The sequence below is a fragment of the Rubrivivax sp. A210 genome, assembly GCF_904426505.1.
Taxonomy (GTDB): Bacteria; Pseudomonadota; Gammaproteobacteria; order Burkholderiales; family Burkholderiaceae_C; genus Rubrivivax.
The window spans coordinates 62,810-78,438 of the sequence record NZ_CAJGBN010000067.1; the positions used below are offsets into that span (position 1 = coordinate 62,810).

The 15,629-nt window shown below is 70.3% G+C and carries 17 protein-coding genes; 3 read left to right on the forward strand and 14 right to left on the reverse strand.

Annotated features, from left to right (window positions below; all coding sequences use genetic code 11):
- Positions 1 to 2: 2 nt before the first annotated feature.
- From flgG to flgB, 6 genes are all read right to left on the reverse strand, one after another.
- Positions 3 to 785 (reverse strand): flagellar basal-body rod protein FlgG, encoded by a 783-nt coding sequence (flgG, locus tag JMV16_RS21465; RefSeq protein WP_201496360.1) that lies wholly within the window; start codon positions 783 to 785, stop codon positions 3 to 5.
- Positions 786 to 939: 154 nt separating this feature from the next.
- Positions 940 to 1,668 carry a flagellar basal-body rod protein FlgF gene (flgF, locus tag JMV16_RS21470; RefSeq protein WP_201496361.1) on the reverse strand — a complete coding sequence of 243 codons (729 nt, stop codon included), beginning with the start codon at positions 1,666 to 1,668 and terminating at the stop codon, positions 940 to 942.
- 26 nt (positions 1,669 to 1,694) lie between these two features.
- The gene (gene flgE / locus JMV16_RS21475; protein WP_201496362.1) at positions 1,695 to 3,005 is read right to left on the reverse strand and encodes a flagellar hook protein FlgE; all 1,311 of its coding nucleotides are present in this window, start codon (positions 3,003 to 3,005) and stop codon (positions 1,695 to 1,697) included.
- A 38-nt stretch (positions 3,006 to 3,043) separates the two neighbouring features.
- On the reverse strand, positions 3,044 to 3,724 hold the full coding sequence (locus JMV16_RS21480; RefSeq protein WP_201496363.1) for a flagellar hook assembly protein FlgD: 681 nt from the start codon (positions 3,722 to 3,724) through the stop codon (positions 3,044 to 3,046).
- Positions 3,725 to 3,758: 34 nt separating this feature from the next.
- A complete protein-coding gene (gene flgC / locus JMV16_RS21485; RefSeq protein ID WP_201496364.1) occupies positions 3,759 to 4,178 on the reverse strand; it encodes a flagellar basal body rod protein FlgC in 420 nt (139 codons plus the stop codon).
- A gap of 15 nt (positions 4,179 to 4,193) precedes the next feature.
- The gene (gene flgB / locus JMV16_RS21490) at positions 4,194 to 4,592 is read right to left on the reverse strand and encodes a flagellar basal body rod protein FlgB (protein ID WP_201496365.1); all 399 of its coding nucleotides are present in this window, start codon (positions 4,590 to 4,592) and stop codon (positions 4,194 to 4,196) included.
- Between the two features lie 165 nt (positions 4,593 to 4,757).
- Here flgB and flgA point away from each other — a divergent pair, with 165 nt between their 5' ends.
- The 3 genes from flgA (at position 4,758) to JMV16_RS21505 (ending at position 6,301) form a co-directional block, all read left to right on the forward strand.
- Positions 4,758 to 5,453 (forward strand): flagellar basal body P-ring formation chaperone FlgA, encoded by a 696-nt coding sequence (gene flgA / locus JMV16_RS21495; RefSeq protein ID WP_201496366.1) that lies wholly within the window; start codon positions 4,758 to 4,760, stop codon positions 5,451 to 5,453.
- A 148-nt stretch (positions 5,454 to 5,601) separates the two neighbouring features.
- Positions 5,602 to 5,883, forward strand: a complete 282-nt coding sequence (gene flgM / locus JMV16_RS21500; RefSeq protein ID WP_201496367.1) for a flagellar biosynthesis anti-sigma factor FlgM — start codon at positions 5,602 to 5,604, stop codon at positions 5,881 to 5,883.
- Positions 5,884 to 5,905: 22 nt separating this feature from the next.
- Positions 5,906 to 6,301, forward strand: a complete 396-nt coding sequence (locus JMV16_RS21505; protein WP_236580647.1) for a hypothetical protein — start codon at positions 5,906 to 5,908, stop codon at positions 6,299 to 6,301.
- A gap of 46 nt (positions 6,302 to 6,347) precedes the next feature.
- Here the strand turns inward: JMV16_RS21505 and JMV16_RS21510 are convergent, their stop codons facing one another.
- The 8 genes from JMV16_RS21510 to cheY form a co-directional block, all read right to left on the reverse strand.
- Complete coding sequence (locus JMV16_RS21510; RefSeq protein ID WP_201496369.1) at positions 6,348 to 7,784, reverse strand: hypothetical protein; 1,437 nt, start codon at positions 7,782 to 7,784, stop codon at positions 6,348 to 6,350.
- A 99-nt stretch (positions 7,785 to 7,883) separates the two neighbouring features.
- A complete protein-coding gene (locus tag JMV16_RS21515) occupies positions 7,884 to 8,597 on the reverse strand; it encodes an RNA polymerase sigma factor FliA (protein WP_201496370.1) in 714 nt (237 codons plus the stop codon).
- A 10-nt stretch (positions 8,598 to 8,607) separates the two neighbouring features.
- Positions 8,608 to 9,426 (reverse strand): flagellar biosynthesis protein, encoded by an 819-nt coding sequence (locus JMV16_RS21520; protein ID WP_201496371.1) that lies wholly within the window; start codon positions 9,424 to 9,426, stop codon positions 8,608 to 8,610.
- A gap of 28 nt (positions 9,427 to 9,454) precedes the next feature.
- Complete coding sequence (flhF, locus tag JMV16_RS21525; RefSeq protein ID WP_201496372.1) at positions 9,455 to 11,113, reverse strand: flagellar biosynthesis protein FlhF; 1,659 nt, start codon at positions 11,111 to 11,113, stop codon at positions 9,455 to 9,457.
- Positions 11,114 to 11,171: 58 nt separating this feature from the next.
- Complete coding sequence (gene flhA, locus JMV16_RS21530; protein ID WP_201496373.1) at positions 11,172 to 13,286, reverse strand: flagellar biosynthesis protein FlhA; 2,115 nt, start codon at positions 13,284 to 13,286, stop codon at positions 11,172 to 11,174.
- Between the two features lie 8 nt (positions 13,287 to 13,294).
- The gene (locus JMV16_RS21535) at positions 13,295 to 14,446 is read right to left on the reverse strand and encodes a flagellar biosynthesis protein FlhB (RefSeq protein ID WP_201496374.1); all 1,152 of its coding nucleotides are present in this window, start codon (positions 14,444 to 14,446) and stop codon (positions 13,295 to 13,297) included.
- 134 nt (positions 14,447 to 14,580) lie between these two features.
- Positions 14,581 to 15,213: a protein phosphatase CheZ gene (locus JMV16_RS21540; protein WP_201496375.1), complete on the reverse strand. Its 633-nt coding sequence runs from the start codon at positions 15,211 to 15,213 to the stop codon at positions 14,581 to 14,583.
- Between the two features lie 12 nt (positions 15,214 to 15,225).
- Positions 15,226 to 15,621, reverse strand: coding sequence for a chemotaxis response regulator CheY (cheY, locus tag JMV16_RS21545; protein ID WP_201496376.1), 396 nt, complete (start codon positions 15,619 to 15,621; stop codon positions 15,226 to 15,228).
- Positions 15,622 to 15,629: the final 8 nt, after the last annotated feature.

Consider the following 15,629-nt stretch of genomic DNA (forward strand, 5'->3'; position numbering starts at 1 on the left):
CTTCACAGCTGGCTCAGGCGCTGCAGCATCTGGTCGGACGACTGGATGGCCTTGGAATTGAGCTCATAGGCGCGCTGGGTGGCGATCATCGACACCAGTTCCTCGACCACGTTGACATTGCTGCCCTCCACGAAGCCCTGCAGCAGCGTGCCCAGCCCGCCGCTGCCCGGCGCGCCGGCGTTCGGCGTGCCCGAGGCCGCGGTCTCGGAGTACAGGTTGCCGCCGCGCGGCTCGAGGCCGGCGGGGTTGATGAAGGAGGCCAGCTGCAGCGTGCCCAGCACCTGGGGCGCCGGCTGGTTGGCCAGCGTGGCGCTGACGGTGCCGTTGTCGGCGATGCTCACCCCCAGGGCCGCGGCCGGCACCGTGATGCCGGGCAGCACGGCATTGCCGGCATTGGTGACGAGGGCGCCGTTGGCATCGACCTGGAAGGCGCCGTCGCGCGTGTAGGCGGTGGTGCCGTCGGGCATCTGCACCTGGAAGAAGCCCTGGCCCTTGACGGCGATGTCGAAGTTGTTGCCGGTCTGCTGCAGCGAGCCCTGGCCGAAATTGCGCGTCGTCGAGCCGACCTTGACGCCAAGGCCGACCTGCAGCCCGGTAGGCAGCTGGCTCTGCTCGGAAGTGGCAGAACCGGCAGGGCGCAGGTTCTGGTACATCAGATCCTCGAAGTTGATGCCGGCGCGCTTGAAGCCATTGGTGCCGACATTGGCAAGGTTGTTGCTGATGGCGTCGAGCTTGGCCTGCTGGCCTTCCATGCCGGTCTTGGCGATCCAGAGTGAACGGAGCATGGCGCTTTCCTTGGTCTGGCCTTGCGGCGGGCCCCGGGAGCTAACCCCGGGCATCCCATCTTCTGCCGGACTGAAGGGGCGTTAGCGCTCGATAAGAGGCCCCGTGCGGCCCCATCTCCGAGGCCTGGGAACCGGGGGCCCGCGAGGCCCCGCGCTATTGCGCCGAAAGCAGGCGCGCCGCGCCCTGGTCGCGCTGCTCGGCGCCCTGCAGCATCTTGATCTGCTGCTCGAACTGGCGCGCCGCGGCAATCATCGCGATCATGGTCTCGACCGCGCTCACGTTCGATCCCTCGAGCGTGCCGCTGAGCAGCCGCGCAGCGGGCGCGGGCTGCAGGTCGCCGCCATCGGCGGCGCGGAAGAGGCCGTCGGTGCCGCGTGAGAGCGGCGTCTCGGGCTCGACCAGCTTGAGCTTGCCGGCCTGCTGTGGCCGCGCGCCGGCCACCGTGGTGGTGATGCTGCCGTCGGTGGCGATCTCGACCACGGCATTGGCCGGCAGCGTGATGGGGCCGCCGTCGCCCAGCACCGGCAGGCCCGCGGGCGTGACGAGCTGGCCCTCGGCATTGACTTCCAGCGCGCCGGCTCGGGTGTAGGCCTCGGCGCCATCGAGCGCCTGCACGGCCAGCCAGGCATTGCCCTGCATCGCCACGTCGAGCGAGCGCCCGGTGCTCGCCATGGGGCCGGCGCGCATGTCGGCGCCCACCGTCGACTCGAGCGCAAAGACGCGCGTGCTGGCACCGTCGCCGCGCACCGGCACCGCGCGAAAAGCCTGCATCTCGGCGCGGAAGCCGTTGGTCGAGGCATTGGCCAGGTTGTTGGCCAGCGTGTCCTGGCGCTGCAGCGTGGCCTTGGCGCCGGACATCGACAGGTAGATGAGGCGGTCCATGGTGCGGGCTCAGTCGGGTGGCGGGATCAGCGCATGTTCACCAGGGTCTGCAGTACCTGGTCCTGCGTCTTGATGGTCTGGGCATTGGCCTGGTAGGTGCGCTGCGCGATCATCATGCTGACGAGCTCGGAGGTGAGGTCGACGTTCGATTCCTCCAGCGAGCTGGTCTGCAGCGCGCCCAGGTTGCCGCTGCCGGGCACGCCGGTCACCGCCGAGCCGGCCTCGGTGCTGCTCTGCCACTCGTTGCCGCCCAAGGCTTGCAGGCCATTGCGGTTCTGGAAGGTGGCCAGTTCGATCTGGCCGATGGTGCGCTGCTTGCCGTTGGTGAAATTGGCCTTGATGGTGCCGGTGGACTCGACCACCACGTTGGTCAGCGCACCCGCGGCATAGCCATCGGCGTCAAGCTTGGTGACGCCGAAGGTGCTGGCGAACTGGCTGAAGGACGCGAGGTCGAGCACCACGCCCTGCACGGCCTGGGTGCCGCCGTCGGCGCCGGTCGATGGCGGGATGTCGAGGTCCATCGTAGCGACCCTGTTGGCGCTGTTGGCCACGCCGCCCACCGTGGCCATGACGGGCCCGGTGGGCGCCAGGCCCTTGGCGTCGAAGGTCATCGTCATGAGGCTCAGCGGTGCGCCGCTGCCGTCGGTGATGACGGTGTCGTTGGCCTTGGCATAGACGTTCCACCAGTCGGTGTCGCCGGCATTCGTCGACGCCGGCGTCGGCGCCTTCTGGAAGTACAGCGTGAGCTGGATGCGCTTGCCGTTGATGTCGTAGGCGTTGACCGAGGTCGCGCTGGAATAGGTCTCGGACTTGAGCGGGTCGAAGGTGGCCGAGATGGTGGGGTTGCGCGAGTCGAGGTTGGCGTTGACGGTCACGTTCTGCGTCTGTTCGGGCGGAATGGCGCTGCTGCTGAGCTGCAGTTCCTGGGCGTTGCCGGTGAGCACGCTGTCGCCCGTCACATTGGGCGGATAGCCCATCAGCTTGTGGTTCTGGTTGTTGACGATGTAGCCCTTGGCGTCGAGCTTGAACTGGCCGTTGCGCGTGTAGTGGACCGCGTCGGAGGTCTTGACCTGGAAGAAGCCCTCGCCGCTGATGGCCAGGTCCAGCGGGTTGCTGGTGCTGCTGATGCTTCCCTGGCTGAAGCTCTGCGCCACCGCGGCCACGGTGACACCCACGCCAGGCTGCTTGCTGCCGGCCATGGCGGTGGCATACATGTCGGCGAACTCCACGCGCGAGGACTTGGCGCCTATCGTGCTGGCATTGGCGATGTTGTTGCCGATGACATCGAGATTGCGGCTGGTGGCGTTCAGCCCGGAGACGGCTTGCTGGAAGCTCATGGTGTTGTCCTGTGCGGTGACGGGTTCGGTTGAAGGACTCAGTTGAGGGACTTGATGGCGCTGTAGGCGATGCTGCCGCTGTGCGCGGTCTGCAGTTCCAGCCCCTCGCCCCCGAGGTCGACGGCCAGCACGCGGTCGCGCATCAGTGCCGTCGGTGTGAGCTTGGACCCGGCGTTGCTGGCGCTGACGCGGAAGCGATAGTCCTCGGCGGCGGTGGCGCTGCTGGCAGGCCAGGTGAACTCGTGGCGGCCCACGGTCGCGGCGCCGAGTTGCAGCGTGTCGACGACGCGGCCGGCGCCATTGAGGATTTCCACCGTCACCTTGTCGGCGGGGCTGGCGAGATCGAAGCCACCCGTACCCTGGCCGTCGGCGATGTCCAGGCGGTTGCCCTGCAGCGTGACGTCGCGGCCCACCATCGCCGCACCCTGCAGCGCCTGCATCTTGACGAACTGGCCGTCGAGGCCGGCCACCGAGTTGTTGAGCTTCTCGATGCCGCTGACGGTGCTGATCTGCGCCATCTGGCTGGTGACCTGGGCGTTGTCCATCGGGTTCAGCGGGTCCTGGTTCTGCATCTGCGTCACCAGCAGCTTGAGGAAGCGGTCGGCGCTGTCGGCGGCCGTCTTGGCCATCGCCGCCGAACTGCTGGCGCTGCTGCCGGTGGCGCTGGTGGCGGTGGCGTTGGCCGTGTTGATGGCGGCAAAGGTGTCGACGGCGCTCATGGCGGGCTTTCGTGGAGTGAGGGGGGCCGGCGCATCAGACCTGGCCGATCTGCAGGGTCTTGAGCAGCAGCGTGCGCGCGGTGTTCATGACCTCGATGTTGTTCTGGTAGGAGCGCGAGGCCGAGATCATGTTGACCATCTCCTCCACCGGATTGACATTGCTGTAGGTGACATAGCCTTCGGGGTCGGCGCTGGGGTGCTTGGGGTCGTGGACGCGGCGGCCGGGCGAGGCGTCCTCGGAGATGGTCGATACCTGCACGCCGGCGGCGGTATCGCGCATGCCGGCCGGGCCCATCAGCGCGGTCTGGAACACGACCTGGCGCGCACGGTAGGCGCTGCCGTCAGGGCCGGCCACGGTGTCGGCATTGGCCAGGTTGGAGGCCACCACGTTGAGGCGCTGGCTTTGCGCGCTGATGGCGCTGCCGGCGACGTCGAAGATGCTGAACATGCTCATGTGCCTGCTCCTGCGCTAGCCCTGGTGGAAACTCTTCATCGCCTCGAGCGTGGTGCGCACCGAGCTGTTGATGAATTGCAGCGTGGCCTGGTAGCGCACCGCGTTGTCGCCGAAGGCGGCGCGCTCGCGGTCCATGTCGACGCTGTTGCTGTCGAGATTGGTCTGCGCCGGCACCGCGTAGCGCAGCGCGGGCGCTTCGCGGCCGCCGGGCGTCATGATGTTGCGCGCGATGCCCTGGCCGGCCTCGGCGCTGCCGGTGGCATTGCGCAAGGCGCTGGCGAAATCGAAATCACGCGCCTTGAAGCCGGGGGTGTCGGCGTTGGCGATATTGCCGGCGATGAGGCGCTGGCGCTCGGCCCGCAGCACCAGGGCCTGGCTGTGGAAGTCCAATGCATCGGTGAGGCGGTTGATCATGGCGGCGCTCCGTTTCGGGCCGGCAGGCGCAGGGGGTCTGGCTGCCGATTCTGGGCGCCGCCCTGGCGAACATGAGCCCGAAAAGCCGGGCCTTGGCGCGTCAAATCGCGCCCCCGCACCAGGCCCGGCCTGCCTACAGTTCCTGCTGTGACGATCCGCCTCGCAATGGCACCCCTCGCCCTGCTGGCCGGGCTGGCCCTGGCCGCACCGGCAGCACGGGCCGCAGCCCAGCTGCCGCCCGCGGCCCTGGTGCGGGCGCTCGAACTCGCCACCCAGGCGGCACGCGCGCTGGCACCGGCCGGGGCCCGCATCCAGGCCCTGCCGGGCCCGTTGGACCCGCGCCTGCGCCTGGCGCCCTGCGAGCGCGTCGATGTCTACCTGCCCGCCGGCGTGGCCGCCTGGGGGCGCAGCCGCGTCGGCCTGCGCTGCGGCCAGGGCGCGGTGGCCTGGAATGTCTATCTGCCGGTCACGGTACAGGTCTGGGCCCCGGCCGTGGTCACCACCGCGGCACTGCCGGCCGGCGCCCGGCTCGATGCCGCCCAGCTCGCGCGGGCCGAGGTCGACTGGGCCGCCGCCGCCCTGCCGCCCCACACCGAGGCCGCGCCGCTGCAGGACCGTGTGCTGCTGCACCCGCTGGCCGCCGGCGCCGCGCCGCGCAGCAACGATCTGCAGCCGCGGCTGTGGTTTGCACTCGGCGCCACCGTGCGCGTGGTGGGCCTGGGCAGCGGCTTCACCATAGCGGCCGAAGGCCAGGCGCTGACGCCCGGCATCGAAGGCCAGCCTGCGCGCGTGCGCACCGAGTCGGGGCGCGTGTTGGTGGGGCGGCCGGTAGGCGACCACCGCATCGAAGTGCCGCTGTGAAGCCCCTGCTTACCCCCACCCCCTCATCCAGGCGGGTCAAGGCCAAAAAAACAGGCTATACCGCCCTAAAGTTCCGGCGCTGGAAGGTCGATAGAGCATCCATGTCGTTGGGTCAGCACACAAACCGTGCTCCTGACAGGAGTTCATCATGAAGATCGGTCCTCTCGATGCCAAGCCCGTCGCGCCCCCGGCAACCGCCGAACGCAAGGGCCAGCCCGCCGCCGTTGAAGCCGAAGCCAGTGCCAAGGTCGATTTGTCGCCAGCGGCGTCCCTGATGTCGGGGATGGCCGCCGACCCCACCTTTGACAGCGCCAAGGTCGACCGCATCGCCCAGGCCATACGCGATGGCCAGTTCAAGGTCAATCCGGAAGCCATCGCCGACAAGCTCATCCTCAACGCCCAGGAACTGTTGGGTCGCCAATTCAGCTGAGGCAGCAGCAGGCATGGGCGTCATGACCGAACCGCGTCTCTTGCAGGCCCAGGCGGCCGAGCTCGAGACCCCGTTGCAACTGGTCGAAGAGCGGCTTCAAGCCCTCAGCGTGGCGCTGCAAAGCCAGGACAGCCTGGCCCTGGACCGCGCCGCCACCGAGCTCCACCAGGCCCTGGCCGCGGCCGTGGACCGCTTCGGTCGCGCCGCGCGCAGTGGCGGCGTGCCCCCTGTGCTGCGCCAGCGCCTGGCCGCCTGCGGCGGACAGGTGGCCGCGCAGCGCGAGGCCCTGGCCCGCGCCACCGCCTCGCTCGACCGCGCCATCGACGTGCTGATCCCCCGCGTGGGCGGCCCCTCCCTCTACAACGCCGCCGGCGAAACTGCGCGCAGCGCGTTGCCGGGCGGCTCGCTGCTCGCCTAGAGTCGCAGGCGGCGCCTGCGCTCGGGGCGGTGCATCCTCCTCTCGCCTACTTCGGCAACCCCGGTATTCGCTGCAGATCGGCCGTCGCGCGTTCCAGCGCCCTGGCCGTGGCCGGGCAATCGGTGCCGGTCGTCGCGGCCAGGCCGTTGTGCAGCGCGTTCAGGCGCTCGCCCAGCGCGCGCAAGGGTGCGCGCACCGTTTCGTCCATCTTCGGCAGCTGCAGCGCGCGGGTGAAGCGCTGCACCAGTTCGTTGTAGTCCTTGACCAGAGGTTCGCGGCAGTCGTCGTCCTCGACGAGGGCCGTGGCTGCCGATGCGGCCGGCGCGGCAGCAGGCGCAGCGGCCCGTGCCGCTGACCCGGGCACTGCCGGCGCAGAAGAGGCGGCCGATGCGGGCGCGGTGGCAGCCGCGGAAACGGGTGCAGGTGCAGGTGCAGGTGCAGGTGCAGGTGCAGGTGCAGGTGCAGGTGCGGAAATGGGTGCGGTTGCGGGCACCGCAACCGGCGCCGCAGCCCGTGCGGCAACCGGTGCCGAAGCCGGCGAAGCCCGCGCCGGCAGCCGCGCCAGGGTGGGCGGTGCCGCCAGCACCTGGGCCACCGACAGCGCCGCCGCCTGGGGCCGCGGCGCGCGCTCGCGTTCCTGCGCGATGGCGCGCGCCTGCGCCTGGCAGTCGGCCAAGGTGGCGCTGCTGCGGGCCAAGCCGTCACGCAGGCGGCCCAGGCGCAGCATGGCGGCGTCGTAGTCCTGGACGCCGGCTGCCCCACCCAGCACGCTGGCGCCGTCACGCCAGGCCAGCAAGGCCTCGTCATAGGCGGCCTGGTTGGTGGTGCGGCAGGCCTCCAGCGCGGCGCTGTCGCGTGCCGCCGTGCCTGCCTTTGCCGCGGCAGCCTGCACAGCGGCGAACTGGGCCTGGACCTGGGTCTGGACCTGGCGCTCTTCGTCGGCCAGCGTCGTGGCGGCCTGCCTGCAGTCCTGCAGCGTCTGGCCCTCGTGTGCCATCAGTGGAGCCAGGGCCTCGTAGCGGGCCTGCAGCGTGGCACGCGCAGCCTCGGGCAGGCCGGCCTGGGCCGCCAGCGAATGGCGTGCCCGGGCAAGAGCGGCCTGGTTGGCGGCCATGCAGTCCGCCACCTGCGGGTCGGGGCCGGCCAGGCGCGCCAGGCGCTCCTGCTCGGCGGCGATGTTCTGCGCCAGCAGCTCGCAGTCCTTGAGCTTGCGGCCGTCGCGCGGCAGCGCGGCACGAAAGCTCTCCAGCTGGGCTTCGACCGCCAGCAGGCGCGACATCAGCATGGGGTTGAGCCGGTTGCGCCCGCGCGCCGCCTCCAGCGCCGTGGCGAGATCGGCCACGGCCTCGCGATTGGCCGCGGCGCAGCGCGACTGCGGCGTCTCGGCCCCGGGCCTGGCGCCTTGCGCCGATGCGATGCCGGCCAGCGTCGGCAGCAGCAGGCAGGTGATCAGTGACCGCGCAGCGGTCAGGCTCGGCTTCATGGGGGAGGTCGGTTCCAGCGCCGGATTGCGGCGCGCCGATTCTGCCCTCAGCCCGGGGCGGTGCCTCTCGCAGCGCGCAGCACCGCGGGCCCGCCTACCCTACCACTCGCGCAGGCGCGTGCGCAGACGGGCGATGGACTGGCTGTGCAGCTGGCAGACCCGGCTCTCGGTGACGCCCAGCACGGCGGCAATTTCCTTGAGGTTCATGTCGTGCTCGTAGTACATGCTCATCACGTACTGCTCGCGCTCGGGCAGGTTCTTGATGGCCTCGACCAGGGCCTGGCGCATGCGCTGGTCCTGCAACCGCGCAATCGGGTTGGAGGCCTCGTCGACGACATGGCGGTCCAGGTAGTCGTCGTCGCCGTCGTCGCCGCCCATGTCCTCGAGATAGATCAGCTGCGTGCCGCGCACCTTGCCCAGCAGCTCCTGGTACTCGGTCAGCGACAGGCCCATCTCGCGTGCGATCTCGCCCTCGCTGGGCGCGCGGCCGTGGCGCTGCTCGAGCTTGTGGACGGCGGCCTCGATGCTGCGCTGGTGGCGGCGGTCGCCGCGGCTCATCCAGTCGTTGCCGCGCAGCTCGTCGAGCATGGCGCCGCGGATGCGCTGGGTGGCGAAGGTCTCGAACTGCACGCCCTGGCTGGCGTCGAAGCGCGAGAGCGCGTCCGACAGGCCGATCATGCCGACCTGAATGAGATCGTCCAGCTCGACGTTGGCCGGCAGCTTGGCGATCATCTGGTGAGCGAGGCGGCGCACCAGGGGGCTGTATTGCTTGAGCAAGTCCCCGGAATCGAGTTTTCCCTTGGCGGTATACATCGTGCGGCCTCTACGGATGAGCGGGGCGGTTCGAGAACTGGGTGGCGGCACGCGGCAGCATGTAAGCCGGTGGCGCCGCCGGCAGCGGCGGGCTGTCGTCCAGCGACAGCTGCGCCGCCAGCAGGGCGGAAAGCGCCGCGTCGGGCGCCAGGCCCGGATCGTCGGCGGGGTCGATCAGGGCGGTGTGCAGCAGCATGGCGCCGGCAAAGCGGTCGGCGCAGTCGGCCAGGCTGGCGCCAATGGCGGCGGCGCGGGGCGACAGCGTCGAGGCGGCCAGCAACAAGTCGAAGGTGAGCAGATCGCAGCGCCGCGCCAGCAGCTTGAGATTGGCGTAGGCGTGCTTGATGCTCTCGGGGTGGTCGGCGCCGATCAGCAAGGGGCGCGCGGCGCGGCCCTTGAAGATGCGCGCCAGATCCTGGCCCTCGGCGTGCAGCAGCACGATCTCGGCCTGGGGCGCGGCCTGCAGCACGGCCTCGATGAAGCCGCCGGCAGCGCCGCGGGTGTCGACGTGCAGCGTCGGCAGGCCACGCGCCGGCAGGTAGCTCACGCGCGGCGACAGGCGTTCGACGCAGGCCGAAAGCTCCACCGTTGCCAGCTCGTGCGGCGGCGGCGAGAGCGCGCCGGCATCGACCACCAGCACCTCGCGCCCATTGGCCGCAAACACCGCGGCCAGGCGGTCGAGCACGAGGCCGCTGAAGGCCACATGCGGATTGGCCACCAGGGGCAGGACGTGGCGGCGGCGGCCGCCGAACAGGCGGCGCAGGCCGTCGGCCTGGTCCTGCGGAACGGGGCGCGGACTGTCGTAGAAATCGTGGCCGGCGGATTGCATGTGCGGGGTGATAGCTCTCTGCTCGGTCTCAGAAGGCGGCGGCGGCAGTGGCCGCACCGGCAACACCGGGCAGGCCGGCGAAGATCAGGTTCACATCGCCGGCATCCAGCCGCCAGGCCGGGCCGCCGCCGCACTTGAAGGCGCGCTGCACCAGGGCATTGGCCGACAGGCGATGCCAGTCCTCGGGCACACGCTGGCCATTGGCCACGGCCAGCACCTTGAGGCGGTGGCGGATCATCGAATCCAGCGCCGGGCCCAGCTTGACGGCCTCGTCGAGCTTGGACAGCACGACGCCGTGGCAGCTCGAACCACCGTAGGCACCCAGCTGGTCTTCGATGGTTTCGCCCTGGGCCGAGGCGTTGACCACCAGCAGGCGGCGGATGGCGCGGTGCGACAGCATTTCCAGCAGTTCACGCGTGCGCGTGTCGCGCTGCGCCATGCCGGCGGTGTCGATGAGCACCATGCGCTTGGCCGAAAGCAGATCCAGCAGGTCTTCCAGTGAGGCGCGGTCGTGCGCCGTGTGTACCGGCACGCCGAGGATGCGGCCATAGGTGCGCAGTTGCTCATGGGCGGCCACGCGGTAGGCGTCCAGCGTGATCAGACCCAGGTTGGCCGCGCCGTGGCGGGTGGCAAAGGCCGCAGCCAGCTTGGCCGTGCTGGTGGTCTTGCCGACGCCGGTGGCGCCGATGAGGGCGAAGATGCCGCCCTCGTCTTCCAGCGTGGCGTCGCGCTCGCCGGTGACGAGGTTGCGCTCGAGCACGCTGCCGGCCCACTGCATCTCCTCGGTGTCGGCCGGCAGGCTCTCGACCAGCTTGCGGATCAGCGCCGGCGAGAAGCCGATCTCCAGCAGGCGCTGGGCCAGCTGGGCCTGGCGCGGCTGGCGCTGCAGCTTTTCCATGAATGCGAGCGCGCCGAAGCGCTGCTCGATGAGGCCCCGCATGGAGCGCAACTCGCTCAGCATTTCGCCCTGGCCGGTGCGCGGCGCCAGCGTGGGCACGGCCGCCAGCGTCGCCACGGGCTTGGGCTGGGGTTGCGGCTGGGGCACGGGCATGCAGACCTCGTCGCGCAACACCGGCACCTCGCGCAAGGCCTCGCTCACCGCTTCGCTGGCCGACGGCCGCGTGGCCTGGCGCGCCGCGGCGTAGCGGCTGCGCGCGGCCTCGATGGGGGCCACGCCCGGGGGCAGCGGGCGCTGTGCCTCGGGCTCACCGGCGGCATCGGCAGCCAGCTCGGCCGCGCGGGCGGCCTCGCGGCGCTTGAGCATGCGCTGGCGCACATAGTCCTGGAACGACAGCGTGCTCATCTGCAGCTGCTCGATGTCCTGCGCGACATCGGCGTCCAGCGCCGGCTCCTGGCGGACCTCGGCGCGGGCCGGCTGGCGGCCGTCATTGCGAGGCTCGGTGCGCGGCAGGTTGCGCGGCTCCGGCAGCGTGTCAGCGCGGGCGGCCTGGCGCGGCTCGGGCCGCGGCGCCGGGCGCGCATCGGCGGCCGGCGCGGCCGGCCGGGCCAGCGGCTGCGAGGCGCCAAAGCGCTCGATCTGGGCCACGCTCTCGGGCGCCATCGCCAGCACCTCCACGCCCTCGGCGCAGGGGCGGGTCGACATCACGACGGCGTCGTCGCCGAAGGCCTGGCGCACCAGGGCCAGGGCATCGCGCGAAGTGCGCGCGGTGAAGCGCTTGAGGTTCATGCGGCCTCCCGGTGGCTGGCGTCGGCCTCTAGCCGGCTGGCGGAGTGGATGGAGGTCGTCATGCGCTTGCTCCGATGATCGAACCGATGCGGATCGAATGGGTTTCCGGGATCTCGCTGTGGCCCAGCACCTTCAGGCGCGGCGCCGAGCGGCGCAGCAGGCGCGACAGCGGCGCGCGGATCATGTCGGGCACCAGCAGGCAGGCCGGCAGGCCCAGGTCTTCCTGGCGGCGGGCCGACTCGGCGGCGCTGCGCGTGAGCTGGTCGGCCACGCCGGGATCGAGTGCGGCGCCGTGCGGCGAGTTGAGCGCCTGCGTCACCAGGCGTTCGAGTTCGGGGTCGAGCGCGATCACGTCCAGCTCCTTCACCGAGCCGTAGATCTGCTGCACGATGGTCGGCGCCAGATGCGTGCGGATGCGGCGGGCCAGCTCGCCCGGATCGGTCACGGTGGCGGCGTACTCGGCCAGGCATTCGATGATCGAGCGCATGTCGCGGATATGCACACCCTCTTCCAGGAGGAGTTGCAGCACACGCTGCAGAGTGGCAATACCGACCATCTTGGGGACCACGTCTTCGATCAGTTTGGGAGCCAGCTTGGTGACATGCTCGACGAGCGCCTGGGTTTCCACGCGGCCCAGCAGCCTTGCCGCATTCACCTGCATCAAGTGTGAAAGATGGGTCGCGATGACGGTGGCGCAATCAACCACCGTAAAGCCGGCCATTTGGGCCATCTCGCGGTGACGTTCCTCGATCCACCAGGCGGGCAGGCCGAAGGCGGGATCGGTGGTCTTGGTGCCCGGCAGCTGCTGCATGGCGCCGCCCGGGTTGATGGCCAGCAGCATGCCGGGCTGGGCCTCGCACTCGGCCACCACCGCCCCGCGCAGCGTGACGCGGTAGGCGTTGGGGTGCAGCTCGACGAGGTTGTCGCGGATGTGTACCGGAGGCGGCAGGAAGCCGACATCTTGCGCGAACTTCTTGCGCACGCCCTTGATGCGCCCGAGCAGGTCGCCGCCGGCCGCGGCACGCGACTTGTCGACCAGGGTGATGAGGCGGTAGCCGACCTCCAGGCCCAGCGTGTCCACCGGCGTGAGGTCGTCCCAGCTCGCCTCGGGATTGGCCGGCTGCACCTCGGTGCCCAGCGGCCGGTCGGCAGCCTCGACCGCACGCTTCTTCTGGCGCATCAGCTGCCAGGCCAGCAGGCCCAGGCCGCTGGCGACGATGAGGAAGACCAGGTGCGGCATGCCCGGCACCAGGCCCAGCAGCGCCACCACGCCGGCGGCCACCGACAGCGCCTGCGGCGAGTCGAAGACCTGGCCGCGGATCTGCGTGCCGATGTCCTGCTCCTTGCCCACGCGCGACACCACCATGGCCGAGGCCACCGAGATCAGCAGCGCCGGGATCTGCGCCACCAGGGCGTCGCCCACGGCCAGCGTCACATAGGACGAGGCGGCGCCCGCGGCGTCCATGCCATGCATGGCCACGCCGATGATGAAGCCGCCGGTGATGGTGATGAAGAGGATCAGCAAGCCGGCCATCGCGTCGCCGCGCACGAACTTGCTGGCGCCGTCCATGCTGCCGAAGAAGTCGGCCTCCTCGGCCACTTCCAGGCGGCGCCGGCGCGCCTCCTTCTCGTCGATGAGGCCGGCGTTGAGGTCGGCGTCGATGGCCATCTGCTTGCCCGGCATCGCATCCAGCGCGAAGCGCGCGCCGACCTCGGCGATGCGCTCGGCACCCTTGGTGACGACGACGAAGTTGATGACCACCAGGATGGCGAAGACGATCAGGCCGACGGCGAAGTTGCCGCCGATCAGGAAGTGGCCGAAGGCCTCGATCACCTTGCCGGCCGCGCCCGGGCCGGTGTGGCCCTCGAGCAGCACGACGCGGGTGGAGGCGACGTTGAGCGACAGGCGCAGCAGCGTCGTCACCAGCAGCACCGTGGGCAGGGCCGCAAAGTCCAGCGGCTTGACCATCTGGGCGCTGACCATCATCACGGTGAGCGCCAGCGCGATATTGAAGGTGAACAGCAGGTCCAGCACGAAGGCCGGCAGCGGCAGCACCATCATCGCCAGCATCATCACCACGAAGCCCGGCAGCACCAGGGCCTTGATGGCGGCGGCCTGCGGGCCCGAGCCGGAGCCGAACCAGGCGTTGAGGCGGGCGAGGAGCGGGTTCATGTGCGGCCTCAGTTGCGGCCCGAGGCATCAGCCTGCAGCGGGTCGAGATCGGCCGGCACCTCAGGCACCGGCGCCGGCGCCAGCATGGGCCGGCCCTTGGCGAGGGCGTCGCGCAGCTGGTAGACCCAGGCCAGCACCTGGGCCACGGCGCCGAACAGGCGTGCCGGGATCTCCTGGTCCAGCTCGGTGTGGGTGTAGAGGGCGCGCGCCAGCGGCGGCGCCTGCAGCACCGGCACCTTGGCCTCGGTGGCGATGTCGCGGATGCGCAGCGCCACCAGGTCGGCGCCCTTGGCGACGACGCGCGGCGCGGCCATCGTGCCCTCGTCGTACTTGAGCGCCACCGCATAGTGGGTCGGGTTCATCACCACCAGGTCGGCGCCGGGCACGGCGGCCAGCATGCGGCGGTTGGCCATCTCGCGCATGCGCAGCTTGACCTTGGACTTGACCTCGGCATTGCCCTCCAGCTCCTTGAACTCCTGGCGCAGCTCTTCGACGCTCATGCGCAGACGGCGCTGCAGCATGTGGCGCTGCAGCGGCACGTCGACGAGGGCGAAGGCGCCCAGCACCAGGGCCAGCGGGATGAGGCCGTCGAGGATCAAGGCACCGGCAGCCCGCAGTGCCGCCGGCAGCGGCATCGCCAGCAGCTGGGCGTGCTCGAGCCAGTGGCGGGCCAGGAAGACCGCCCCCACGACGCCCAGCACCAGGGCCAGAAGGCAGGCCTTGAGCGTCTCGGTGAGCTGCTGGCCCGAGACCAGGCGGCCGAGGCCGGCGAGCGGATTGATCTTGGAGAGATTGGGCGCCAGCGGCTTGAGCGTGAAGTTCCAGCCGCCGGCCAGCACGCTGGCGGCCAGCGCTGCCAGGGCCAGGCCGCCCAGCAGCGGCGCCAGCAGCTCGGCCATTTGCAGCGCCAGCTCGGCCAGGCGCTGGCCCATCGCGGCGGGGTTGGCCAGCAGCGCGGCGTCAAAGCGCAGGCCGGTGGTGAGCAGGCGGCCGGCGCCATCGCTCAGCCAGGGCATCAGGGCCGCGGCGAGCGCCACGCCGCCGCCGATGGCAGCAAAGTGCGTCAGGTCACGCGAGCGCGCGACCTGGCCCTCGGCGCGCGCCTTCTCGATCTTGCGCTGTGAGGCGGGTAGCTGGCGGTCTTGTGCGCTTTCGGCCATGACGGTAGGGCTGGGCTGCCCGCCCCGGGCGGGGCCTTTGATGCAGCCCTGTCATGGTGCCGGCTGCGGCCGCCGGCTTGAGCGCGATAAGCGGGGTAAAGGCTGAGGTGTTCGGCCCCCTGCAGCCGTGGACGCTAGAAGCCCAGCGAGGCCAGCAGGTCGTCAACCTCGCCCTGGCTGCTGACGACATCGGTGCGACCGGCGGCGTCGACCACCGGGCCGTTGAGGACCGACGGGTCGACCTTGTCGCGCTGGTCGGGCGGCACCACCTGCACCAGCAGCTTGACCAAGCTGTCCTCCAGGTCGTTGGCCAGGGTCACCACCTTGGCCACCACCTGGCCGGTGAGGTCGTGGAAGTCCTGCGCCATCATGATGTCGGTGAGGTGGCCGTCGATGGCCGAAGTACGGCGCTCGACGTCCTCGACGAAGTTGAGCACCGCGCCCGTGGCCACCGCCTTCACCGGGTCGGCAACGATGGCGCGCGCCATCTCGCGCGTGGCGCTGCTGATGGCGGCATGGTCAGCCTTGGCCAGGTCGACCGAGTTCAACACCTTGTTGGCCGCCTCGGCCGTCTTGTTGGCCACATAGGTCAGGCGGCTGCGCGCGTCGGGTATGCCGTCGGTGGCAATCTGCAGCTTGGGCATCACGCCGAGTTGCTGCATGGTGTCGTGCAGCAGCCGCGTGATGCTGCCGAGTTGTTGAAAGACCTCGAGCGACACCACCAGGGGCTCGCTGCGTTGGAGGTCGACGACGTCGTCCATCTTCATGATCGGCTTCCTTCAGGCGGTGGCGGCCAGCTTCTGCAGGATCTTCTGCACCTTCTCCTCGAGCGTGGCCTTCGTGAAGGGCTTGACGATGTAGCCGGCCGCGCCGCTCTGCGCCGCCAGCACGATATCTTCCTTGCGCGCTTCGGCAGTGACCATCAGCACCGGCAGGTGCTTGAGCGCGGCGTCGGCCTTGATCGCCTTGAGCAGATCGAAGCCGTTCATGTTGGGCATGTTGATGTCGGAGACGACGAAGTCGAACTTCATGTTCTTGAGCATCTGCAGCGCCGCCACGCCGTCCTCCGCCTCGTCGGCGTTGTTGCAGCCCATCTCCTTGAGCAGGCCGCGCACGATGCGGCGCATGGTGGAGAAGTCGTCGACGATGAGAAATTTCATCTCGCTGGTGTTCATGGGCAATC